At 73.1% G+C, this 21,854-nt stretch carries 20 protein-coding genes; 7 read left to right on the forward strand and 13 right to left on the reverse strand.

The window, feature by feature from the left end; all coding sequences use genetic code 11:
• Positions 1-221: 221 nt before the first annotated feature.
• Both WME96_RS14320 and WME96_RS14325 read left to right on the forward strand, forming a co-directional pair.
• A complete protein-coding gene (locus tag WME96_RS14320) occupies positions 222-1,430 on the forward strand; it encodes a protein phosphatase 2C domain-containing protein (protein ID WP_437290677.1) in 1,209 nt (402 codons plus the stop codon).
• A gap of 12 nt (positions 1,431-1,442) precedes the next feature.
• The gene (locus WME96_RS14325; RefSeq protein ID WP_433937763.1) at positions 1,443-2,117 is read left to right on the forward strand and encodes a pseudouridine synthase; all 675 of its coding nucleotides are present in this window, start codon (positions 1,443-1,445) and stop codon (positions 2,115-2,117) included.
• A gap of 21 nt (positions 2,118-2,138) precedes the next feature.
• On the opposite strand, the gene WME96_RS14330 is transcribed toward WME96_RS14325, so the two are convergent.
• The 6 genes from WME96_RS14330 to argJ form a co-directional block, all read right to left on the reverse strand.
• A complete protein-coding gene (locus WME96_RS14330; protein WP_437290678.1) occupies positions 2,139-3,248 on the reverse strand; it encodes a dipeptide epimerase in 1,110 nt (369 codons plus the stop codon).
• Between the two features lie 28 nt (positions 3,249-3,276).
• Positions 3,277-3,855 carry a TlpA family protein disulfide reductase gene (locus WME96_RS14335; protein WP_437290679.1) on the reverse strand — a complete coding sequence of 193 codons (579 nt, stop codon included), beginning with the start codon at positions 3,853-3,855 and terminating at the stop codon, positions 3,277-3,279.
• A 19-nt stretch (positions 3,856-3,874) separates the two neighbouring features.
• Positions 3,875-4,342 (reverse strand): 3-hydroxyacyl-ACP dehydratase FabZ, encoded by a 468-nt coding sequence (gene fabZ / locus WME96_RS14340; RefSeq protein ID WP_433936017.1) that lies wholly within the window; start codon positions 4,340-4,342, stop codon positions 3,875-3,877.
• A gap of 38 nt (positions 4,343-4,380) precedes the next feature.
• A complete protein-coding gene (locus WME96_RS14345) occupies positions 4,381-4,977 on the reverse strand; it encodes an OmpH family outer membrane protein (protein WP_437290680.1) in 597 nt (198 codons plus the stop codon).
• Between the two features lie 165 nt (positions 4,978-5,142).
• The gene (locus WME96_RS14350; RefSeq protein WP_437290681.1) at positions 5,143-6,012 is read right to left on the reverse strand and encodes a hypothetical protein; all 870 of its coding nucleotides are present in this window, start codon (positions 6,010-6,012) and stop codon (positions 5,143-5,145) included.
• 324 nt (positions 6,013-6,336) lie between these two features.
• Positions 6,337-7,512, reverse strand: coding sequence for a bifunctional glutamate N-acetyltransferase/amino-acid acetyltransferase ArgJ (gene argJ / locus WME96_RS14355; protein WP_437290682.1), 1,176 nt, complete (start codon positions 7,510-7,512; stop codon positions 6,337-6,339).
• 282 nt (positions 7,513-7,794) lie between these two features.
• On the opposite strand from argJ, the gene WME96_RS14360 reads away from it, so the two are divergent.
• The 3 genes from WME96_RS14360 (at position 7,795) to WME96_RS14370 (ending at position 11,893) form a co-directional block, all read left to right on the forward strand.
• Positions 7,795-9,411: a hypothetical protein gene (locus tag WME96_RS14360; RefSeq protein ID WP_437290683.1), complete on the forward strand. Its 1,617-nt coding sequence runs from the start codon at positions 7,795-7,797 to the stop codon at positions 9,409-9,411.
• Between the two features lie 9 nt (positions 9,412-9,420).
• On the forward strand, positions 9,421-10,284 hold the full coding sequence (locus WME96_RS14365) for a hypothetical protein (protein WP_437290684.1): 864 nt from the start codon (positions 9,421-9,423) through the stop codon (positions 10,282-10,284).
• Positions 10,285-10,432: 148 nt separating this feature from the next.
• Positions 10,433-11,893 carry a serine/threonine-protein kinase gene (locus WME96_RS14370; protein WP_437290685.1) on the forward strand — a complete coding sequence of 487 codons (1,461 nt, stop codon included), beginning with the start codon at positions 10,433-10,435 and terminating at the stop codon, positions 11,891-11,893.
• Between the two features lie 382 nt (positions 11,894-12,275).
• On the opposite strand, the gene WME96_RS14375 is transcribed toward WME96_RS14370, so the two are convergent.
• Entirely contained in the window at positions 12,276-13,109 is an 834-nt protein-coding gene (locus WME96_RS14375; protein ID WP_437290686.1) for a fumarylacetoacetate hydrolase family protein, read from the reverse strand.
• A gap of 129 nt (positions 13,110-13,238) precedes the next feature.
• Positions 13,239-13,805 carry a class I SAM-dependent methyltransferase gene (locus WME96_RS14380; protein WP_437290687.1) on the reverse strand — a complete coding sequence of 189 codons (567 nt, stop codon included), beginning with the start codon at positions 13,803-13,805 and terminating at the stop codon, positions 13,239-13,241.
• A gap of 179 nt (positions 13,806-13,984) precedes the next feature.
• Between WME96_RS14380 and WME96_RS14385 the strand changes: the two genes are divergently transcribed.
• Positions 13,985-14,653, forward strand: coding sequence for a DUF2293 domain-containing protein (locus WME96_RS14385; protein WP_437290688.1), 669 nt, complete (start codon positions 13,985-13,987; stop codon positions 14,651-14,653).
• Between the two features lie 54 nt (positions 14,654-14,707).
• On the opposite strand, the gene WME96_RS14390 is transcribed toward WME96_RS14385, so the two are convergent.
• Positions 14,708-15,307, reverse strand: a complete 600-nt coding sequence (locus tag WME96_RS14390) for an HAD family hydrolase (RefSeq protein ID WP_437290689.1) — start codon at positions 15,305-15,307, stop codon at positions 14,708-14,710.
• 619 nt (positions 15,308-15,926) lie between these two features.
• On the opposite strand from WME96_RS14390, the gene WME96_RS14395 reads away from it, so the two are divergent.
• Positions 15,927-16,865, forward strand: a complete 939-nt coding sequence (locus tag WME96_RS14395; protein ID WP_437290690.1) for a vWA domain-containing protein — start codon at positions 15,927-15,929, stop codon at positions 16,863-16,865.
• 81 nt (positions 16,866-16,946) lie between these two features.
• Here WME96_RS14395 and WME96_RS14400 read toward each other — a convergent pair whose 3' ends face one another.
• From WME96_RS14400 to WME96_RS14415, 4 genes are all read right to left on the reverse strand, one after another.
• Positions 16,947-17,999 (reverse strand): LNS2 domain-containing protein, encoded by a 1,053-nt coding sequence (locus WME96_RS14400; RefSeq protein WP_437290691.1) that lies wholly within the window; start codon positions 17,997-17,999, stop codon positions 16,947-16,949.
• 97 nt (positions 18,000-18,096) lie between these two features.
• A complete protein-coding gene (locus WME96_RS14405) occupies positions 18,097-19,266 on the reverse strand; it encodes an acyl-CoA dehydrogenase family protein (RefSeq protein WP_437290692.1) in 1,170 nt (389 codons plus the stop codon).
• Positions 19,267-19,324: 58 nt separating this feature from the next.
• Complete coding sequence (locus tag WME96_RS14410; protein ID WP_437290693.1) at positions 19,325-20,785, reverse strand: serpin family protein; 1,461 nt, start codon at positions 20,783-20,785, stop codon at positions 19,325-19,327.
• A gap of 156 nt (positions 20,786-20,941) precedes the next feature.
• Complete coding sequence (locus WME96_RS14415; protein ID WP_437290694.1) at positions 20,942-21,853, reverse strand: hypothetical protein; 912 nt, start codon at positions 21,851-21,853, stop codon at positions 20,942-20,944.
• Position 21,854 lies beyond the last annotated feature (1 nt).

Genomic DNA, 21,854 nt, shown 5'->3' on the forward strand with positions numbered 1-21,854 from the left:
GCCCGGCAGCAGGGCGCGCCGGGCTCGCGCCGGCGTGCGCCCGGCAACGCCGCGCGGCGCGCACCGCCGCGCTCCGGGCGGCAGGGAGCGCACGCCGGAGGGGCGAGCGCGAGGCGGCCGCGGGCGGGCGAGCGCGGAGGTGAGCGAGCGTGGCGCGGCCGCGCGGTCGTCAGAAGCCAAGCCATTTTGACGCCGCCCGCGCGGTGTCTATCCTGGTCGCGGTGTCCCGGATCCTTCCGCGCTTCGACTACCGCATCGAGTTCGCCGCATCGACCGATGTCGGCCTCGTCCGCCCGAGCAACGAGGACCGGCTCCTCTGCTGCCCGGAGCTCGCCCTCTTCGCCATCGCGGACGGGATGGGGGGCCACGCCGCCGGCGAGGTCGCCGCCCAGATCGCGATCGACACGGTGCGCGACGAGGTGCTCCGCCCGCCCGCGGCCGCGATCCTCGACGCCTACGTGGCCGACCCGAACATCGAGGCGCGCCGCGAGGTGTTCGCGCTGCTCCGCCGCGTCGCCGAGGCCGCGCACGCCGCCATCCTCGAGGCGCGCCGCAAGGAGCCGAGCTACCAGGGGATGGGCACCACGCTCGACTTCGTGGTGCTCGCGCACAGCCGGGCGTTCTTCGCCCACGCCGGCGACAGCCGCGCCTACCTGGTTCGCCCGACGACCACCGTCCAGCTCACCCAGGACCACGCCCTCTACGATACGCTCCGCGCGGCCGGCAACGCGACCCCGGCCAGGAAGCCGCAACGGAACCCGCTCGTGAACGCGATCGGGCTCGCGGGCACCGTCTCCGTCGACACGCTGTTCGTGGATCTCTCCCGCGGCGACCGCATCCTCCTCTGCACCGACGGCGTCCACAACGCGATCGACAGCGAGGCGTCGCTCTCGCGCTTCTGCGCGAAGGGCGGCCCCGACGACGTCGCGGCCGGCCTCCTCAAGCACGCGCGCGAGCGGGGAGGGCTCGACAACGCGAGCGCGATCGTCATCGACATCAAGGAGCGCTTCGTCAAGCGCGCGGACGACGCCGGGCCGTCGTCGCGCGAGCTCTCGGTGCTCTCCGCGTGCCCGCTGCTCTCCGGCATGAGCCCCGCCGCGGTGCTGGGCGCGCTCGCGGCGGGCGTCGAGGTGGAGCTCAGCGCGGGCGATCGGATCCCGCGCGACGTCGCGAGCGATCTGGTCGCTTACCTGGTGCTCGACGGGGCCGTGGACCTGCCGGACGGGCGGCGGATCGGCTCGTCCGGGCTGCTCTTCCCCGAGTCGCTCGTGGGCGCGCGGCGCAAGGGCGAGCTGCCCGTCGCGGCGGGCCGGACGCGGCTCATCCGGATCCGCAAGGACGACTTCGCCGAGGTCTGCGAGCACGACGCCGAGCTCGCGGCCGCCCTGTACCAGCGGCTCGCGCGCTACCTCGCGCTCGGGACCGGCTGAGCGCGGTCCGCGATGCAGCTCCCCCTGCTCCACCTCGACGACCGCGTCGCGGCCTTCGCGAAGCCGTCCGGGCTGCTCGTGCACCGCGGCTGGGGCGACGCGCCGGTCGTCTTCGTCGATCTCGCCGAGCGCGCGCTCGGCCGGAAGGTCTTCCCGGTGCACCGCCTCGATCGGGCGACGAGCGGCGTGCTGCTCGTCGCGCTCGACGCCGCCGCCGCCGCGCTGCTCGGCGCGCAGTTCGAGCAGGGCCTCGCGCGGAAGCGCTACCTGGCGCTCGTCCGCGGCGTGCCCCCGGAGCGCGGGTGCATCGATCATCCGATCCCGCGGCGCGAGGGCGGCCCGCGCGTGCCGGCCGTCACCGAGTTCGAGCGGCTCCACGCGCTCGAGCGCTACGCCGTCGTCGAGGCGCGGCCGCGCACGGGCCGCCTGCACCAGGTGCGCAGGCACCTCAAGCACATCAGCCACCCGATCATCGGCGATGTGAACTACGGCAAGGGCGAGCACAACCGCCTCTTCCGCGAGCGCTACGCGCTGCACCGCCTCGCGCTCCACGCGGCCGAGCTCGCCGTCGCCCACCCCGAGACGGGCGCCCCGCTGCGCCTCGCCGCGCCGCTGCCCGACGACCTGCGCGGCCCGTTCGACCAGCTCGGCGTGCCGGCGTGGATCGGCGCGGCGCCGGCGGCCTGAGGGCGCCCCAGGATCGGCGCGCTAACCGGCCTCGGGCGCGCGCCGCTTCGGGGCGACGCCGTGCCCCGCGCCGATCGCGTCGAGCGAGAGCGCCGGCCCCGCCTGGGTGAAGCCGCCGTCGAAGGGGTTCTCGGCGAGGAACATCGGCGTGTCGAGATCGACGAACGAGAACCCGCCCAGGCCGGCGGCGAAGCACGCCGACATCGTCATCGCGAGCACCGACTCGACCATCCCGCCGATCATGAGCCGCAGCCCCGCTGCGCGGGCGACCGCCGCGATGTCGAGCGCCTCCGCGATGCCGCCCTTCATCAGCTTGATGTTGACGACGGTCGCCGCGCGCTCCGCCGCGATGCGGAGGACGTCCTCCGCGCACGTGGCGCTCTCGTCGGCGGCCACGTCGACCCCGGCGCGCCGCGTGACCTCCTTCATGCCCTCCCAGTCGTCCCGCGGCACCGGCTGCTCCAGGAGCGCGACGTCCGCGCCGAGCCCGCGCGCGTGCGCGATGAGCGCGACCGCCTCGCCCGCCGTGAGCCCGCCGTTGCCGTCGAGGATCAGCGACGCGCGCGGCGCCGCCCCGTGGATCGCCTCGATGCGCGCCGGGTCCGACGCGGCGAGGCGGCCGCCGACCTTCACCTTGAGGATGCTGAAGCCCATCGCCGACGCGCGCCGGGCGGCCTCCTCCGCGCGCTCCGGCGAGCCCGTGGTGATCGTGATGTCGGTCGTGAGCGCCGTCCCGGCGCCGCCGAAGAAGGCCCAGAGCGGCATGCCCGCGCGCCTCGCGAGCGCGTCGAGGACCGCCGTCTCGATCGCGCAGCGCGCCGCGCCCGCGCCGCCGCGCATCGTAAGGGCGGCCGCCCGGAGCGCGCCCGCGATCGCGCGCCACGCGCGCGCGTCCGCGCCCACCGCGGCGCCGCGCAGCGAGAGGGCGGCGGCGCGCGACGCCTCCTGCGTCTCGCCGTTGAAGGCCGGCAGCGGCGCCGCCTCGCCGAAGCCGAGCGTGCCGTCGGCGAGCTCCACGGTGACGAGGAGGTTCTCCGCGCGCTCCTGCGCGCCGCCGGCGATGCCGAACGGCTCGTGCAGCGGGATGTCGAGCGTCTCGACCGAGACGCGTCGGATCAGGGTAGGGGACATGAGGACAACCGCCGCCTTCGCACCTGGCTCAAGGAGAGGAGGCCGGGCCGAGCAGCGCCTCGATTTCGCGGGAGATCGTCTCCTCCTCGCCGTCCTCGTAGCCCGCGTGGACGTGCCGTACGACGCCGCTCCGATCGACGATGTAAGCGGTCGGCATTCTCGGCGGGTTGTACTTTTTCACCGCGCTCTGGTCCTTGTCCCAGAGGATCCTGAACCTGACCTCGGCCTCGTTCGCGAACGCCACGAGCTGCTCCTTCGCGACGTCCTCGGGGGCGTCGAGCGCGACGGCGATCACGGCGACGTCGGCGCCGAAGCGATCGACGATCTTCTGGTAGGCGGGGAACGACTTCCGGCAGGGGTGGCAGTAGGTCGCCCAGAAATCGACGATCACCACCTTGCCGCGCGCCTCGCCGAGCGTGGCGGGCCCTTCGCCGCTCACGATCTCGGCGGCGAGCTCGGGCGCCGCGGCGCCGATCAGGCCGCCGCCGACGACCGGCGCCGGGGCGGCAGGCGGGGCGCCCCCGCACCCGGCCGCTGGCGCGAGGGCGAGCGCGGCGCAAAGGACGGCGGCGGCGCGGGCGAACGGCGGTGACGGGCTCCGGCTCATGGCGAGATCTTCCTCTCTGTCAGGGCTCCCGATCGACGATGGACGCGAGCATCTCCCCCTCGGCGCAGAGCGTCCCGTCGACGCTCGCCTCCCCGCGCAGCTTCCAGACGTTCGAGCGGTGGTGCAGCACCTCGACGTAGAGGTCGAGCCGGTCGCCGGGCGTCACGGTGTGGCGGAACTTCGCCTTGTCGATGCCGAGGAAGAACATGAGGTTCGACGTCGCGTCGAACGGGTCGGACGCATAGGCGAGGATGCCGCCGAGCTGCGTGAGCGACTCCAGGATCAGCACCCCGGGCATGATCGGCCGCTGGGGGAAGTGCCCCTGGAACCAGGGCTCGTTGTAGGCGACGCACTTGTAGCCGCGGATGCTCTTGTTGGCGGTGACCTGCGTCACCCGGTCGACCATCACGAGCGGGTAACGGTGCGGCAAGATCGACAGGATCTGATGGATGTCGAGCGTGACGGGCTCTTGGGTTCGGTCAGGCAAGGCCGACTCCTTTCACGGCGTCGAGCGCGCGCGGCGCGCTACTTCGGGGCGTCCTTGTTCTCGGCCTTGTCGCCGCCCGCTTCGTCCTCGCCCCCGCCGGTGTTGTAGAGCTGGATGATCTGCTCGGTGAGGTCGAGGTCGGCGCGGACGTAGGGGGCCGCCTGCTTGTCGAGGATGACCTCGTAGCCCGTCTTCTTCGCGATCCGGGCGACGATGATCATCATCTTCTTGATGATGGGCCCGGTGAGCTCGCCCTGCTTCTTCTGCAGCTCCTTGTTGTAGTCGACGAACACGGTCTGGAGCTCGACCATCTGGCGCTGCCAGTCCTCCATCCGCTTCTGCAGCGACTCGCGCGAGAGCACGCGCGACTGCTTCTCGATGTCCTCGCGCGCCCGCTGGAGCTCCGTCTGCTTCGCGTCGAGCTCCTGCTGGCGCCGGTCGAAGAGCTTCTTCAGGGTGGCCTGCGCGCGGATGCCGTCCTCGGTCTGCATCACGGCGTGCTGCACGTCGACCACGGCGATCCGGGTCTCGGCGGCGGCGACGCCCGGCGCGGCGAGGGCGAGCGACACGACGGCGGCGCGGGCGATCCGGGCGAGGAGCAGCGCGGGCCGATGCACAGGGGAGCGGGCGACCATCCGAGGCGATTACCCGCCGCGAGACGGACGGTCAAGGTGTGCGGGACAAGGACCACGGAAGCGGAAGGTGGTGAGGAGGGGGCGTCGAGGACGGCCCCTCTCACCTCCTGCGGCGACCGTCGCGGCGGGCGAGCAGCGCGAGCGGCCTCCGTCAGCAGCCGTGGATCAGAGGCACTCGCCGGAGATGCAGTCTTTGCCGTCGGGGCAGGGCGCGTCGAGCGTGCACTCCGGCGCGACCTCCTCCCGCGTCTTGCAGACGCCGTCCTCGCAGCGGATGAAGCGGCTGTCGATGAGCCGGCATGCCTGTTCGCTGGCGCACGGGTAATGACAGTAGCCGTCCTCCATGCACTCCTGGCCCTGGGCCGCGCAGGCCGTGCCGCCGCAGCCGGGCTGCGGCGAGGGGTCGGGCATGCACGCGCCGGTCACCGCATTGCAGACCTCGCCGTCCGCGCAGTCCGCGTGCGTCGCGCAGCCGGTGGTGCAGGCGCCGTCCACGCAGATCGCGCCGCCCTCGCACGGCGCCGCGTCGCCGCACTCGGGGTTCTCGGGGTCGGGCACGCAGACCCCGCGGTCGCAGCGCGTCCCGGGCTCGGCGCAGGGGACGCTGTCGGAGCAGCCCTCCGCGCACTCGCCGTTCACGCACACCCGGCCGGCGCCGCACTGATAGCTGAACTCGCACGCCGCGATGCAGAGCCCGTCGACGCAGCGCGTGCCGTCGTCGCACGCCTCGTCGCCGTCGCAGGGGCACGTGGTGAGCTCCGCGTCGCAGGCGGCCTCGTCGCCGCCCGCGCCGCCCTGGCCCGCGCCGCCCTGGCCGGTGGGGGCCTGGCCCGCGCCGCCCTCGCCCGCGCCGCCGGTGACGTCGGGCACCGCAGGGCGACAGCCGTAGCCGTCGCACAGAAAGCAGTTCTCACCGTCGCTGTCGCACTGGAGCGATGCGTCACCGCAGCCGCCGCAGCCCGCCGCGGTCGCGGCGATACTCAGGAACAGCGCGCCTCGACCCAGGATCTTCGCAAGGGGGGAATGAAGAAGCATCGAAGTCCTCCAGCGGCGGCCGGCACCGGCGCGGCCCTCCCGCACGACTACCATGCCGCGCGCTAACACGCAGCGTGCCACGGGCCGGCGGGAGAGGAGGGCCGGGAAGCAGGACCGGCCGTTCGCGCTGTGAACCTGCGTTCACCTGCGCTCGTCGCGTGAGGTTCACTGGTCTGCGGGGAAGCGCAGCGTGAGGAGAAAGACCACCGGCGCTCCGTCCCGGCAGGCGCCCGGCACAGGTGCCGGGCGCAGCAGGCGCTTCCGGTCAGGGCGAAGGCGCGTGTGCGCTCGCTGCGAGCGGCCCGGCCGGCCGCAGCGCGGGGATCACGAGCGGTACCCGGCGTTCACGTCGACGTAGCCGTGCCCGAGATCGCTCGTGAGATAGGAGAAGTCGCCGGGGCCGCTGCCGAGCACGAGCTCGATGACGTAGGTGTCACGCGCGAGCACCTCGTTCGCCTGGCGCTCTGCGTCCGCCCCGATGGGCCCGCCGTTCCGCACGATCGGGATGCCGCCGACGAGGATCTGGGCCTGGGAGGGGTCGAACGGGACGCCGGCGCGCCCCGCGGCGGCGAGCAGCCTGCCCCAGTTCGCGTCCTTGCCGAACAGCGCGGTCTTCACGAGCATCGACGTGGCCACCGTGCGCGCCACGTCGCGCGCCGCCTCGCGCGTCGAGAGCCCGCGGACGCGGATCTCGGCGACGTGCGTGCTCCCCTCGCCGTCGGCCACCATCGAGCGCGCGAGCTCGCCGCAGACCTCGGTGAGGGCCGCCGAGAGCTCGTCGCGCGAGGCGCGGCGCTGGGACGCGCCGGAGGACAGGAGGAGCACCGTGTCGTTGGTGCTGGTGTCCCCGTCGACGCTGCACGCGTTGAACGTCACATCGCACGAGGCGGACAGCGCCAGGCTGGCCTCGCCGGGATCGATCACGGCGTCGGTGAACAGGAAGACGAGCATCGTCGCGTGCGGAGGCCCCACGTCGGGGTGGATCATGCCCGCGCCCTTGCCGATGCCGAGCAGCGTGGCGCCCGCGCCGAGCTTGCGCTGCGAGAGCTTCGGCCAGCGGTCGGTCGTGCAGATCGCCTGGGCGAAATCGAGGTAGCCCTCGGGCGACAGCCTCGCCGAGAGCTCGGGGACCCGCTCGACGATCCGGTGCGCCGGCAGGACGGCGCCGATCACGCCGGTCGAGGCGGGGAGGACCTCGTCTTCCGAGGCGCCGATGGCCTGGGCGATCGCGCGCGTGGTGTCGAGCGCCGCCTTCCAGCCGGCCTCGCCCGTGCAGGCGTTGGCGCATCCGCTGTTGGCGACGACGGCGCGGGCGCGCCCGGACCGGACGCGCTGCATGGCGATGTCCACGGGCGCGGCGCGCACCAGGTTCCTCGTGAACATGCCGGCCACCACGGCCGGCTGATCGGCGACCGCGAGCGCGACGTCGATGCGCCCGTCTTTCCGGATCCCCGCGCTGACGGCGCCGAATCGAAACCCTGCAACTGGCTCAAAGCTCATGAGGGCGCGGAGTCTATGCACGAACGGGCGCGGGGAGAAAGCGGCAATGGTGTGTGGGCGACGCGTGGCGACGCGTGGGCGGTGCGTCCGCGCGCCGCGCGGCGTCGAGCGCGAGACGACAGCCCGCCACGCGCGCGAGCGCTCGACGCCCGGATCGACGCCCTGGCGCGCGACTCCGGCGCTTCCAGGGATCACTCCGCTGCTCATTCCAGGTCTCGCCGCGGCGGATGTGGCGTCCGGAGACGGCCGGGCTGAGCGTGGCATTTGCAATGCCTCGCTCCGATGAGCGCCGTCCGGATCATCGACATCAAGGGCCTGTATCAACCGGGCTTTCCGGACAGCTCGGCGCCGCCGGGGGCGACGCGGGCCGCTGGATACAACCGCGGCTACACGAGCCTCGATGACCAGGGGCGCGTCTACATCAACCGAGCTCTCGACGGGCAGTGGGCAAGGAATACGCAGCTCATCGAGATCACCGTCGAGGTGACGAGCTCCGAAGGCGAGCTCCCGGAAGGCGCGCGGATCCGCTGGAGCGCGCGCGATCCGGACGACCCGTTCAACGAACGGCCGGAGGTGCACCCGGACTGGGCTCCCGCGATCGATGAGAACGACTATGACGCCGCGGAGAGCTACGTGGGACCGGCCAAGGACGACAACGAGGGGACGCTGGACAGGAGCCCTGGCTGGGAAGAGGCGGAGGGCTATGCGCTGCTCGACGCGACGGAGACCAGCGCGAGCACGGCGATCGAGGGAAGGAGGAGCAAGATCCGGCGCCACATGACCGATATCGCCGGAGACAACCTGATCGTCCGCGCCGAGCTCGAGGCCGAGGGCCTCGTCGGGTCGGCCGGAGACGAGACAGGGATCATGACGCTCTGGCGCAGGATCGACGTCGAGTACATCCGGATGGAGAGCGCGACCCCGCTCGCCGTGGAGCAGGTGCCGGCGCACTTCGAGCCGGTCTTCACGCAGCTCGACTTCACCGAAGAGCGGGTGATCCAGGATCGACAGCAGCTCGCGCTCGACGCGGGCACGCTCGGCGAGACGGCCTCCCGGTTCGTGAGCGAGGTGTTCTCCCACGCCGGGGATCCGGGCTGGTTCTGCTTGATCGCCGCGCTCGAACCGCACCCCGTGCCCCAGGCCAGGGGCGCGCTGCTGTTCACCGGGATGGTCACGATCCGGGCCGGCGGCGAGGGAGAGCGGCGCAGGGAGTACGTGGAGATCCCGGGAGAGCACCAGGACGCGAGCTTCGTCACGTTCCGCTGGGACGGCGAGCAGATTGGCTTCTCGGTCGCGAGCGCGACCGTCCTCGCGGACCCGCCGCGGACCCGGCTCTGGCTCGAGCCGCACGACATCCAGAGCCAGTTCACCGCGGGCGACGGGTCCGTGGCGCACGCGTACAGGAACCGCATCTTCTTCTTCCCTCGCGCCCGCCGCAGGGGCGCGGCGTGGGAGCCCCCGGGCTACGGCATCCCCGCGCGCGTCCAGGCCGACGTGCGGGGCCCGGGCGCCGCCTACGTCGCCGGGATGAGCCCCACGATCGACGTCGGTCCGGCGAGGTACTTCGCCGGCAGGACCATCGTCTTCACCCATCACCGGGCGTGGTGGGACCCGGGGCTCGCGGAGCCCCGACCCGGCTTCGAGCAGCGCACGCTTCACACCATCGTTCACGAGCTCACGCACGCGTTCGGGATGCCGCACAAGTGCGGCTACTTCGATTACCGGACGCCGCGCCAGACCACGTGCTGCATGAACTATCGAACCCACTGGATGATCGACGCCGATCAGCAGCTCATCCCGGGGACCGCCGATCGGGTCGGCAACGACCTGTGCGGGCGCCACGTGAAGGAGACCCGACGCGTGCGCCTGGAGAACAACAGGGGACTCCGGTGGAGGTGAAGGGCTGTCATGTCGGATGACCACGCGCGGGACGAGACGACGCCGGCCGGCCCGCCCGGCCTGGCGCTGCGCTCGATCGATCACGATCGCCGCTACGTGCTCGGCTTTCCGCTGCACGTGGCCATCACCGTGTGCGCCGATCGACCCGGGGCCTGCATCCGGCGGCTGCCGCGCGCGAGCTGGGCGGGCAACGCCGGCGCGATCGGCGTCCGCCTCGCGCGGGCGGGCACCGGCGAGGAGGTCGTCAGGGTCGAGCCCTCGCCGATCGTGATTCGCGAGCTCGGCACGCCGGTGTTCCTCCTCGATCCGGGCGCGTGCCGGCGCATGCTCATCGACGTGTCGTCGTACCTGCCCGCGGGGATCGAGCCCGGGAGCTACGCGCTGGCGATCGTCTACGCGGCGCCGCCGGATCGCGTGGAGAGCCCGCGGGTGCCGATCGAGCTCGCGGCGCCGAGCCCCGAAGAGCAGAAGGAGCTGCGGCGGCTCGCGCCCGAGATCGCCCGCTTCGGCTCATGGGGCCGCTGGACGAGCCTCCCTCCGGACGGCGGCGCGCCGGTCGCGGACCGCGTCGAGCCGGGCGATCCGCTGCGCTTCAACCGGATCCTGCGCTACCTCATGTACGGGCCGGATTCGCTCTGCGACGTGGATCCGGCCCTGCTCGACGTCCTCGATGGCGTCTACGCGCCGGAGGCGCACGCGCTCCGCGCCGAGCTCCACGCCGCGCGGGGAGACGCGGCGCGCTTCGCGGAGCAGGCGGAGCTCATCCGGACGAGGTACCCGGGGCTCGCCTGGTGGATCGACCGCATCGAGGCGGGGCAGAGCGAGCTTGGCTTCGTCCGGGCGTGCCGGGCGAGGACGCGCGGCGGGGGATGAACGGACGGCGGACGAGGCGCGATCGGCGGCGCTCGAGGACGCCGGGAACCACCACGGCCGCGCTCTTCTAGGGCGCGGCGCGCCGTGCCCCTTGACCGCGGCCCGCGGGGTTCCGAACATCCTCGATGGTGGACATGAAGGTTCGTTCATGATCGACGTGCCGACGCTGGGCAGGGAGCTCGCTGGCCGGTACAGCGTGGAGGGGCTGCTCGGCGTGGGCTCGATGGGCGCCGTCTTCCGCGCGCGCCACCTCGCGCTCGCGCGGGTGGTGGCGATCAAGGTGCTCACCGGGCACGCGGACCCCAACGCGGGGGAGCGGATGCTGCGCGAGGCGCGCATCTCGGCGCTCATCAAGTCGCCGCACGTGGTGAGCTGCTACGACTTCGGCTTCCTCTCGAGCCGGTCGCCGTTCATGGTCATGGAGTACGTGGGCGGCCCGTCGCTCTCCGCGCGGCTCCAGAGCGGGCCGCTGCCGCTCGACGATCTGCGGCGCTACATGCTCCACGCGGCGCGCGGGATGGCCGCCGCGACGGAGCTCGGGGTGATGCACCGCGACCTCAAGCCGTCCAACATGCTGATCGCGCCGTCCGGGGAGCTGAAGGTCGCGGACTTCGGCCTCGCGCGCCTGACGGCCACGACGGGCCCTTCGGCCCTCCGCGAGCAGCCCCTCACGGCCATGGGGACCGTGCTCGGCACGCCGTACTACATGGCTCCCGAGCAGGCCTGGAGCCCGCAGGAGAGCGACACGCGGGCGGACATTTACAGCTACGGCGCTTCTTTCTACCACGCAGCCACCGGGCAGCGGCCGTTCGAGGAGCAGGAGCTGCTCCCGTTGCTGCTCGCGCACCGTCAGGACATCCCGGCCCGGCCGCGGGCGCTGCGGCCCGAGCTCGACGAGGACGTGCAGGCCGTGCTGGAGCGCTGCCTGGCCAAGGACCCGAAGGACAGGTTCCAGTCGTTCGAGGAGATCGAGGCCGCGCTCGTGGGCGCGCAGAGCACGCGCTGGGGGGATCCGCACGATCTGACGCTGCACACCTACCTGGAGCAGTACCAGCGCGTTCGCCCCGTCCTCCTCGCGGGCGGCCCTCCCGGGCCGGTGACCGCGTTCCAGTTCCACGGAGACCGGACGCTGTCGATCGTGCGCGCGAACATCGCGGGCATGTCGGCCGACGCGCTCGTGAGCGCGGACGACGGGCAGCTCACCATGTCGGCCGGCGTGGCGCTGGCCCTGAACCACGGGAGCGGCGGCGTCTGCCACATGGAGACGCGCAAATACGTGCCCGTGCGGCACGGCGGGGTGGTGGTCACGTCCGCCGGCCGGCTGAGCGCGCGGTTCGTGTTCCACGCGATCACGCTCGACTGGGACCACGTGGCGACCTACCGCCCGACGCGCGATCTCATCCTGCGGCTGCTCGAAGGGTGCTTCTACCACGCGGACACGATGAAGCTCCGGAGCATGGCGCTGCCCCTGCTCGGGGCGGGGAGGGCGGGCTTCTCACCCGCCGAGTGCCTCGACACCATGGTCGAGTTCCTCGTCAAGGCGATGCTCCTCGCCGGGACCGGGCTGTCGCACGTGACCATCGTGCTCCGGGACGGGCCGTCGCTCTGAGCTCGCGTCCCGCGCGGCGGCGCCGCGCCCCGTCGCGCCGACGCCCGCGCCGAAGGCGAGCAGGGCCATGGGGTGCCATCGACGGTAGCTCACGGAAGACGTCATCGTGACCTCGAACTCTGCTGCGGCGCGCGCCGCGCCCCGCGACGGGTCGCCGCGGCGCCGCAACGATGGGTGGGGGATGGGAATGCGTTCGCCCGCGGAGCAGTGCACAGGGCCTGCCACGCCGGGCAGCGGGCGCGCCGGCTCGCTGGAGCGACGGATCGGGCCGTGGAAGGCGGCGGGACGGCGCCGGCGCGATGTCAGGACGCCGCAGGCGCGGGGGGGCGGGTGAGGCGATCGGGCCTCACCGGAGAACGCCGGTTCCGGCGCGCGCGGCGCCTCAGGCTGCGCTGCGGCCGTTGCCCTGCGCCGACGCCGACGCCGGCGCGGGCGCCGCGACGGAGACGCGCAGCGCGCCGATGCCCGGCGCCGCGGCCGTGGCGCCGCCGATGTCGATGACGAGCTCGTCGCCGGGCACGAGCGGCCCCACGCCCTGGGGCGTCCCCGTCGCGATGAGGTCGCCGGGCTCGAGGGTCATCACCCGGCTGATGTAGGCGACCAGCGCGGGCACGCCCCAGAGCATCTGCGCCGTCATCCCGTCCTGCCGCACCTGCGTGTTCACGAGCGCCCGCACGCGGAGCGCCGCCGGGTCGAGATCCGTCTCGATCCACGGCCCCACCGGGCAGAACGTGTCGAACCCCTTGCCCCGCGTGAACTGCACGTCCTTCCGCTGCAGATCCCGCGCGGTGATGTCGCCGAGGCACGTGTAACCGAACACGTGATCGAGCGCCTCCTCCGGTCGAACGGCCTTGCAGCGGCGGCCGATGATCACGCCGAGCTCGGCCTCGTGCTCGACCCGGTTGCTCTCCGGCGGGAGCACGATCGACTCGCCGGGGCCGATGAGCGCCGAGGGCGGCTTGAGGAAGAGCATCGGCTCGACCGGGACGTCGTTCCCGAGCTCCTGCGCGTGCGCCGCGTAGTTGCGCCCGACGCAGACGATCTTCGTGGGGAGCACGGGGCAGACGAGGTCGACATCCGTCCACGCCACGGCCTCTCCCGTGGTCTTGCCGCCGAGCCAGGGGGGCTCGTCGTAGACGAGCGCGGCCGCGCCCTCGAGGCGGGCGAAGAAGGCCGGGCGATCCTGTTCCGGGGGCACGATACGGGCGAAGCGCATGGCGCGAGCAAAGCGCGATCTCCGCGTCGCGGCAAGCCTCGGTCCCGCGCGCGCCGCCGCGCCGCGGGCGACGTCGGTGGCGCTGCGGACGCCGTCACGTCGTGGACGACGTCAGGGCCGCGGGCGCCGTCACCCCGGCCGTCGCGCGACGACGCGGGCCTCGTGGCGGCCTTCCTCGAGCCACCCCTCGTCGTAGCGGACCACCTCGAGCGCCTCGCCGAGCAGGCCGGGGAGCTCGCCGTCCTCGAGCAACCAGCGCGCGCTCGGGTGAGGGTGCCGCTGCAGGTTCGACCGCGTCGGATGCACCACGACCAGGTGTCCGCCCGGGGCGAGCTCTGCGGCGCAGGCCGCGAGCCGGCGCTCGAGGAAGTAGAAGATCACGATCAGGTCCCAGGGCCCCGCCGGCAGCGGATCGCGCTCCACGTCGAGCGCGATCGTGCGCAGCGCGAGCCCCTCCCTGGCCGCGGCGCTCCGCGCGACGCCGAGCCCGACCTCGGAGATGTCGGCCAGGGTCACGTCGAGCCCGCGCCGCGCCAGCCAGAGGGCGTGCCGCCCCGCGCCGCCGGCCAGATCGAGCGCGCGCCCGCGCCGGGGGAGCAGCGGGTCGAGCGCCGTGAGCACCGCCGAGGGCGCGCCCGGATCGGCGCCCCCCTCGCGGTAACGAGCGTCCCACTTGATGCGATCGTCGTCCGACACACTGGCCTCCTGCTCGCCCGGGCGGCGCGCGGCGCCTCACCCGACACCCGGCGATGAGGGCCAAGATGGCAGAGGACGCGCGCCGAGCGTAGCCCCCGCGCCGAGCATCGGCAGCGGAGCGCCCGGCGCCGTCCGCTGGACACGCAGAACGACCTGGCCTACCAAGCCGGCCGCCTGCCATGCCCGAGTGCCTGACCCTGGCCCCCACCCCGGATCCCCGCCGTTTCCGCGCGCCCGACGGCGCGTTGCTCTCGCCGCCCGAAGGGTGGGCGTGCCTGCCGCCGGGCGACGCCGGGCTCACGCGGCGGGTGAAGCTCGCGGGCCCGTCCTGGATGGTGGTCGAGAAGCGCGGGAACAAGACGTTCTCCCGCGGCCTCTGGGCGCCGTCCGCCACGATCGACGCCGCCCGCGCGGCGCTCGACGCCGAGCGGAGCACGCCCGCCTACGCGAAGAAGCGGGAGGCGGACGCGCGGCGCCGGGAGCGCGATCAGGCGGAGTACGTGCGCGAGTTCGAGGCCGAGGTCGCCGCGTTCCTCCGGTTCTCGCCGCGCTACGCGGCGCTCGCGCAGGCGCTCGCGGTGAAGGTGACGCAGCACGCGACCCCCGTGGGCAGCGGCACCGTGGCCCGCACGGAGCGGATCCCGGTCGCGCGGCGCGCCGAGTCGGCCGTGATCGCCTGGATGCGGCACCAGACCACGGCGTACGACACGATGAGCATCCCGCGCGTGAAGGGCATGCGCCGCGAGGTGCGGCGCGAGCTCGCGCAGATCTCGCGGGCCATCCTCGATCTGCACCGCGGCGACGCGCCCCACACGCGCGCGTCGTGCCCGCTCTGCGCGGCGCTCTGACGCGCAGCGCGCCGACGGCGGCCCGCGCGCCCGGGCGCGGCTCGACCGGGCGCCTCAGCGGCCGAGCAGCCCCTCGCTGACGAGCCGCTCGCGCAGCGCCGCGGCGCCGTCGAAGCGGTGCGCGCGCATCCCCACCGCGGCGGCCGCGTCGCAGTTCTCCGCGCGATCGTCGACGAACAGGCACTCGCCCGCGGCGACGCCGATGCGGCCCACGAGCCTGTCGAAGAACTCGCGCGCCGGCTTGCGCACGCGCAGGTGATGGCTCGAATAGACACCCTCGAAGAGGACGTCGAGCGCGAACGTCTCGCGCAGCTCCTCGACCCACACGGGGTAATTGCTCGCCACGAACCGCAGCGCGCGGCCCTCGAGCGCCTCCACGATCTCCCGCACGCCGGGCAAGAAGCGGTATCCCGCGCGGCGCACCCGGTTGAACGCCTCGATGTCGAACGAGACGCCCTCGGCGCCCTCCCGGAAGAACCGGCGGACGAACTCGGCCTCGTCGATCTCGCCGATCTCGAACGCGGGCCAGCACGTCGGGTCGCGATGCCTGGCGATCTCGGCCGGCGTGACCGCCCGGATCGCCGCGGCGAGCGCCTCGCGATAGGGGTCGTAGAGGACGGTATCCATCAGATCGAAACAGACAGCGCGGACCATGTGCGGCGGAGCCTAGCACCAGCGCCGCCCGATGTAAGGGTGTGGGTCACATGTGCGCACAGTGGGTATTTCGTCCATACGGGTGAGTTGCGCTGTGAGCGCCTGAGATAACGTGTTGCTTGCAGCGACAATGTGGATCATTGGGCTGCATTCTCGCCTATACTCCGCCCTGGTCTGGTCATGAGGATCCCGGCGCCACGCGCCGGCTTGGGGCCGACCCCCGGGAGCCTCACGCGTCGCGTTGCTTTCGTAACCAGCGCAGGGCGCTGGTACGCGCTTGGAGAGGAGTCAGGACATGAGATTGCCCACGATGGCCATCGCTCTGTCGCTGGTCGCCGCGATCGGCGCGGCGTGCAGCGTGAACTCAGGCGCCGAGGACGGCGCCGACGCCTCTCAGAGCACCACTGGGAGCGGGGTCGGAAGCGGAAGTGGGAACGGAAGCGGTAGTGGCAGCGGAAGTGGAAGTGGCAGCGGAAGCGGGTCTTCCGACAATGGTTTTGGTCAGGGGGGTAATCTGAATCCGGGCGGTAATCCCGCTGCGAGCGGCGCGGGCGCCGGCGGCTCGACGGGCGCCGGTGACGCGTGCGCGACGAAGACGTCCGAGGCCGGATTCCAGCAGGTGTATCTCGCCTTCGCCTTCGACGTGTCGGCCAGCATGGGCGCGAACGACGTGGAATGGCGCAGCAAGGCGCTCAAGTGGGATCCCGTCGTCGCCGCGACGAAGCAGTTCTTCCTGGATCCCGCGTCCGAGGGGTTCAAGGCGTCGCTCACGTTCTTCCCGGGCCCGGGGGGGCGGCGAGAGATGTGCTCGAGCGACGCGTACACGACCCCGGCTGTCCCGATGACGCTGCTCCCCTCTCCGGCCTTCGGCGAGGCGATCGATGTCGTCACGCCCCCGGACGACCGTAGCTGGCGCATCGGCACGCCGACGGCCTACGCGATGGATGGCATCCTCGAGTTCATCCAGGCGGAGCGGCAGCAGAACCCCGGGAAATACGCGATCGTGCTCGTGACCGACGGCTATCCGCAGGAGTGCCGCGACGACACGGACTCGATCGATGCCGTCGTGGAGCGCGTCGGCGCGGCGCTCGCCAGCGACATCTCGACGTTCGTGATCGGGGTCGACAGCCCGCCGGGGGAGGGCTCGCCGCCGAGCCTCACCAACCTGCACCAGATCGCGGCGGCGGGCGGCACGGGGGAGGCGTTCATGCTCGACACCGGCAACGCCGCTGCGACGTCGGCCGCGTTCACGGAGGCGATCGAGGCGATCCGCGGCGCCGCGGTCTCGTGCACGATCCCGATCCCGCCGGCCCCCGACGGGAGGACGTTCGACAAGCAGAAGGTCGTCGTGTCGTACACGAGCGCCGCGACCAGCACCCCGACGACCCTCGACTATGACCAGAGCTGCGCGACCGAGAGCGCGTGGCGCTACGACGAGCCGTTGAACCCGACCGCCATCGTGCTCTGCAACGACACGTGCGCCGCGGTGCAGGCCCAGTTCGAGGTGTCCCTGGGCGTCGACTTCACCTGCGAGGACGTGATCGAGGTCCCGCTCTGAGCGGAGGCGTTCACCCGCCGGCGCGCCCTCGACCGGGCCGCGCCGGCGCGCCGGCGAGGCGCCCGCCGCTGCGCCCCTGGCTCAAGGAGCGCACGCGGCGGGCGGGGTGAAGAGCGCCGGGACGAGGCGCCGGTAGTCGTCGTGGCCGACGCCGCCGCGGAGATCGCCGCCGAGCTTGTGATAATAGGACCGCGAGGGGGCGATGCCGGCGGTCGTGTAGGCCGCCACGTCGCTCGGCATGTTGCCGAACCCGAAGGCGGGCACGATGCCCGTGCGCGCCTTGAGCCACCCGAGCTCGACGGTCTTGTAAGCGGCCGCCGCGCGGCCGGCGGCGCCCGTGACGCCCACGGTCGTGTGGAGGATGCCCGGCGGGAAGCCCCGCTCTCTCAGCCAGACGCGCGTGCTGGCCACGAGCCACTCGGGGCGCGCTGTCACGTAGAAGAGGTAGACCCCGCTGGCCGCGAGGGCGTGCATTGCCTCGGGGGCGCCGGGGTGCGCGGCCGGCGGGCCGCCGCCGACGAGCTCGCCGACCATCGCCGCCTCGCTCGAGGTGAGCGTCCCGTCGATGTCCGTGACCGCCACCCGCGCGTCCGGCGGGAGGACCTCGACGAACAGATCCGCGCTCGTGCCGTCGCCGGCCACGACGAGGTGGACGCGGTGCCGGCCGACCTCGAGGCGCCTCCCCGCGGTGAGATCGAGGTAGACGCGCCCGCCGGTGTCCCGGATCCCCTCGATGGTCGGGTGCAGGTGGTCGTCGTCGCTCGTCCGGAAGGCGCCGAGCCGCTCCCAGTCGCCGCTGCAGCCGCGGAGTAGATAGGCCTCGACGTCCTCGTCCTCGAGATCGTCGTCGAGCGGTCCGTAGGCGAACTTGGCGATGGCCCACTGCGGCCCGTCGGCGCGCACGAAGAGGTCGCGCCCGCGGTGGCGCGGCCACCCGCTCGCGACGAGGCGCGAGCGCGTGTGCCGGAACCCGCGCGGCAGGGCGAGCGGCGGCGGCGCGTCGCAGGCAGGGCGGGCAGGGCAGGCGCCCGCGCGGGCCGGCGGCGCGGGCGTGGCGACCCCGCGCGGGGCTCCGGCGCAAGCGACGAGCGACAGGGCGGCGAGGGCGAGCGTGGCGGGCGGAGCGGAGCGCAAGGCGAGACGACGTATACCGCGGCGGCGCGCGGGCGCGCGACCGGGGCGCGTCACCGCGCGCGCCCGGGCCGCTCGCGCCGTGGCGCCGCGCGCCGGGTCAGGTCCAGAAGCCGGTGGGGTGCCCGAGCAGCGCGCCGCCGGCCTGGCCGAACCACCCCTCCGCGGCGGCGGCGTGCTGAGAGAACGTGTGGATGTCCCGGAACCGCCGCTGCACGGGCGACGCATTCCGGGCGACGCCGCCGCCGCCGGCCTGGTAGCAGGCGTCGACGGCGCGGGCCGCGACCTCGGTCACCCAGGCCAGGGCGGCCGAGATCCGGGGCGCCATGGCCGCGGCGGCAGCGGGGTTGTTGACGCATGCGTCCCACAGCTCGTCCCCCGTGTCGCGGAGCAGGGCGCGGGCGGCGCGCACGCTCGTCTCGGCGCGGCCGAGGTGCACCTGAAAGACGGGCGAGTCCGCGAGCCCGGCGCGCGCGTACAGCCGCTTCTTGCCCGATCGCGCGAGCATCACGGTCTCGTCGAGCGCGCCCTGGGCGATGCCGACGGCGACGGCGCCCATGTGAAGCACGAAGTGCAGGACGGGCGCGACGAAGCCCGGACAGGCCACCGACGGCTGGCCCTGGAAGATATCGAAGCTGTGCTCCGCCGGGCAGAACGCCCCCTCGACCGCGATGTCGTGGCTGCCCGTGCCGCGAAGGCCGAGCACGGACCAGGTGTCGAGGACGCGCACCTCGCGCGCGGGGAACAGCATGCCCCGCAGTTCGGGTACGTCACCCGCCGCCCCCATCCGCGGGCGGCCGCCGTCCATGAGCACGCAGTTCCCGAACAGCCAGTCGGCGTGCTCGCAGCCGCTCGCGAAGCTCCAGCGCCCGGTGACGCGGTAGCCGCCCTCGGTCGCGTGGGCCTCGCCCTGCGCATTGAAGCCGCCGCCGATGATCACGTCCGGCCCGGCTGCGTAGACGGCGTCGAAGCGCTCGCGCGGCAGGAGCGCGAACAGGGGTGGGCTCTCCGAGCCGATCATCACCGTCCAGCCGGTGGCCCCGTCCGCCCGGGCGAGCGTCTCCAGGACGTCCATCCCCGTGCGCAGGTCGACCTCGAAGCCGCCATGGCTCCTCGGCAGGAACATGCGGAAGCAACCCGCGGCCTTGAGCTGATCGAGCAGGTCCGCCGGGAGGCGCCGCGCCCCCTCGATCTCCGCGCTCCGGGAGGAGATGGTGGGCGCCAGGTCACGGGCGGCTTGCAGCACCTTCGCTGCGTGTTCGTTCGTCATCGTCGTTCGCTCCTCGACACCGAGGAGTATCGGGACGTGTCGAGGCCGGCAAGCCGGCTCATCCCCGTGGATCGGTCACGCGGCCCATGAACAGCACGGCGCCGGTCGCCACGTCGCGGATCAGGAATGCGAACGGGTGATCGGCGCGGAACACCTCCGGCGGCGCCGGGGCCGCCCGCGTGGCCATGGCGACGCCGGTGGCCGCGGCGGCCTCGGTCCCCTCCTCGTTGACCTCCACGAACGCCTTGTGTCGCACCTGGGAGATGAAGAGCGGCTCCGCCCGGGTGATCCCGGAGAAATCGGCCTTCACGTCGTCGAACGCGAGCGGCATTCCCAGCTCGATCAGGGCCTTCGAGAGCTCGAACTCCGCGGTCATCTTGAAGCGGGGGAGCGCCACGTCGACCCGCGCCGGCTCGAGCGCGTCGACATATCCCTTGAGCTGCCCGGCCGACAGGCGCTGCTCGACGTGCGGCAGCCCGTCCACCTGCGTGGGCAGGATGACGACCATCGCGAGGGGGCGCTCGGGGTTCTGCGCCTCGTACGCGAGCTCCAGCACCGCGGCGTCGGCGGTCTTCCCGAGCTTCGCCTGGAGCGTCTTGCGCATCATCGGCACCGCCGGCGCGGCGCCGGGCTTGACCGTGAACGGCTCGTTCTTCGTGGTCTTCTTGTCGAAGGGGGTCGCCCACTTGCCCTTGAAGTAGATGGCGTTTGTGAGGACGAGCCGGGTGAGCGCGGTGACGCTGTTCGGCGGCATCAGGTCCTTGATCTTCGCGTTCGTCTGCTGCTCGACCCATTGATTGATGCGCGCGCGCGCCTGCTCGTGCGCGCGCTTGAAGTCGACGAGCTCGATCCCCGCGCCGTAGTGCTGCTCGGTGGTGCTCTGGAACGCGGGCTCGATCGGCAGCCCGGCCTGGCCCCAGAGGCGGTTGGCGATCCGCAGCTCGGGCGCCTTGGGGCCTGTCGCCTGCGTGAGCTCCTTGACGAGCCCGCCGAACGCGGGGTGCAGCGCCTCGGGCGGCAGGGTGAACTCGAGCGTCTTCGCCATCTGCGCCGCCGTCTCGCCCCGTGCGCCCGCGTAGGTCATGGCCAGCGCGGTCGAGACGCTCGCCGGCGAGAAGAAGAGCTTGCCCGTCGTGGCGGCGAGCTTGCCGTAGAGCCGCTGCGCGAACGCCGCGTTCGCGTCGGCAAAGGCGACCGGCGCCGGCTGCTGGGCGCCCTGCGGCTGCGGGTTCGGCGCGGCGGGCTGGCCCGGCGCGGGCGCCGCCGTCCCGGCGGCCGGCGCGGCGCCCGGGCAGACGTGCTCCCAGCGGCACGCGCCGCCCTCGGCGCGCGCGCACTGCGTGGACGCGGTGGAGCCGTCGTCGCAGATGCGGGCGATCTTCGCGAGCGGGCCGCAGTCGGCAGGCTGGCACGCGGCGGCGCCTGTGTCCGGCGCGGGCGGCGGGACGTGGCTCCGGGCCTGGCACCCGAGTCCGAGGAGGCTGCACAGCGCGGTGGCGAACAGGAACCTTTGGGCCATGCCGCCTCGGTACCAGCGCGCAAGCGCGCTGGGAAGCCGTCGCGAGCCCGCGGGCGGCACGCCCATGATGGCTCCGGTCGAGCGCCTCCGCCCTGAGCGGAGCCGGCGTGGGCGAGGCTGGGACGCGACGGGCTCGCCGCGCGACCCGGCGCGGCCTCAGAAGTTGCGGACGAACGTGAACCGGCCAGCGAGCTTGCCCGCGTCCGTTCCGGTGAAGATGTTGGAGCGGCCCTCCTGCTGCGTCTCGTAGCCGAGATACAGCAAGAGCTTGTTCCCCGTGCCGTAGTTCAGGCCGACGATGCCGCCGACCTGCAGGCTGGAGGGGCCGGTGCCGTCGGGCTCCGTCGCGCCCACGGCGCCCGGGACCTCGTTGAGGTCGACGTTGAGCTCGAGGTGCGGGCCGAGGCCGAAGTCCTCGACCGGGTAGAAGAGGAGAAAGTGCCGCGAGTAGTAGAAGTTCTGATAGCCCTCGTTGAAGACGCTGTTGAACTGCAGCATGTTCCACGACTCGAAATAGACGGGCTGCGCGTCGACGTAGAGATAGAGCTGAGGCGCGACCAGCGTGGCCGTCAGGTGGTTGATGAAGTCGAACCCGATACCCACCATCGGACTGATGATGACCGGGCCCAGCGCGAAGGAAGGGCCGATGTCGAACTCCGCGTACCCGGTCGTCGTGAGGTAGATGTCGCTGGCGATGTCGATGGGGCCGACCTTGTGCGAGGCGCCGGCCCAGAGCTGGAGGCCGAGATTGTCTGCATCGAACCGGAACCAGCTCGCGATCGGGCTCGCCTCCTCCTTCGGCTCGCCGACCGGCTCGGCGGTGCCGGGCGCCGGCGGGACGGGCGCCGTGGCGCCCGCCGCTGCCGCATCGCCCGCGGGGGTGGGCGCGGGCGCGACCGCGGTCGGCTCCGCCGTCGGCGCGGGCGCGGTCGGCGCCGCCGGGGGCGCTGCGGCGCCCGGGTCAGCGGGGGGCGGCGTGGGATCCTGGGCCCAGGCGGCCGGGGACGCGAGCAACCCCACGACGCAAGCGAGCGCCGAGCAATATTTCCCCTTACCGTTCTCGATCATT

The sequence above is a fragment of the Sorangium sp. So ce406 genome (genome assembly GCF_051474675.1).
In the GTDB taxonomy this organism is placed as follows: Bacteria; Myxococcota_A; Polyangia; order Polyangiales; family Polyangiaceae; genus Sorangium; species Sorangium cellulosum_G.

What these genes read in the sequence shown, in the direction of transcription:
- WME96_RS14345 (WP_437290680.1), bottom strand. Translation starts at nt 4,977, where the DNA reads ATGGTCGCCCGCTCCCCTGTGCATCGGCCCGCGCTGCTCCTCGCCCGG.
- WME96_RS14325 (WP_433937763.1), top strand. Translation starts at nt 1,443, where the DNA reads ATGCAGCTCCCCCTGCTCCACCTCGACGACCGCGTCGCGGCCTTCGCG.
- argJ (WP_437290682.1), bottom strand. Translation starts at nt 7,512, where the DNA reads ATGAGCTTTGAGCCAGTTGCAGGGTTTCGATTCGGCGCCGTCAGCGCG.
- WME96_RS14370 (WP_437290685.1), top strand. Translation starts at nt 10,433, where the DNA reads ATGATCGACGTGCCGACGCTGGGCAGGGAGCTCGCTGGCCGGTACAGC.
- WME96_RS14415 (WP_437290694.1), bottom strand. Translation starts at nt 21,853, where the DNA reads ATGATCGAGAACGGTAAGGGGAAATATTGCTCGGCGCTCGCTTGCGTC.
- WME96_RS14330 (WP_437290678.1), bottom strand. Translation starts at nt 3,248, where the DNA reads ATGTCCCCTACCCTGATCCGACGCGTCTCGGTCGAGACGCTCGACATC.
- WME96_RS14350 (WP_437290681.1), bottom strand. Translation starts at nt 6,012, where the DNA reads ATGCTTCTTCATTCCCCCCTTGCGAAGATCCTGGGTCGAGGCGCGCTG.
- WME96_RS14360 (WP_437290683.1), top strand. Translation starts at nt 7,795, where the DNA reads ATGAGCGCCGTCCGGATCATCGACATCAAGGGCCTGTATCAACCGGGC.
- WME96_RS14335 (WP_437290679.1), bottom strand. Translation starts at nt 3,855, where the DNA reads ATGAGCCGGAGCCCGTCACCGCCGTTCGCCCGCGCCGCCGCCGTCCTT.
- WME96_RS14385 (WP_437290688.1), top strand. Translation starts at nt 13,985, where the DNA reads ATGCCCGAGTGCCTGACCCTGGCCCCCACCCCGGATCCCCGCCGTTTC.
- WME96_RS14375 (WP_437290686.1), bottom strand. Translation starts at nt 13,109, where the DNA reads ATGCGCTTCGCCCGTATCGTGCCCCCGGAACAGGATCGCCCGGCCTTC.
- WME96_RS14390 (WP_437290689.1), bottom strand. Translation starts at nt 15,307, where the DNA reads ATGGTCCGCGCTGTCTGTTTCGATCTGATGGATACCGTCCTCTACGAC.
- WME96_RS14365 (WP_437290684.1), top strand. Translation starts at nt 9,421, where the DNA reads ATGTCGGATGACCACGCGCGGGACGAGACGACGCCGGCCGGCCCGCCC.
- WME96_RS14410 (WP_437290693.1), bottom strand. Translation starts at nt 20,785, where the DNA reads ATGGCCCAAAGGTTCCTGTTCGCCACCGCGCTGTGCAGCCTCCTCGGA.
- WME96_RS14405 (WP_437290692.1), bottom strand. Translation starts at nt 19,266, where the DNA reads ATGACGAACGAACACGCAGCGAAGGTGCTGCAAGCCGCCCGTGACCTG.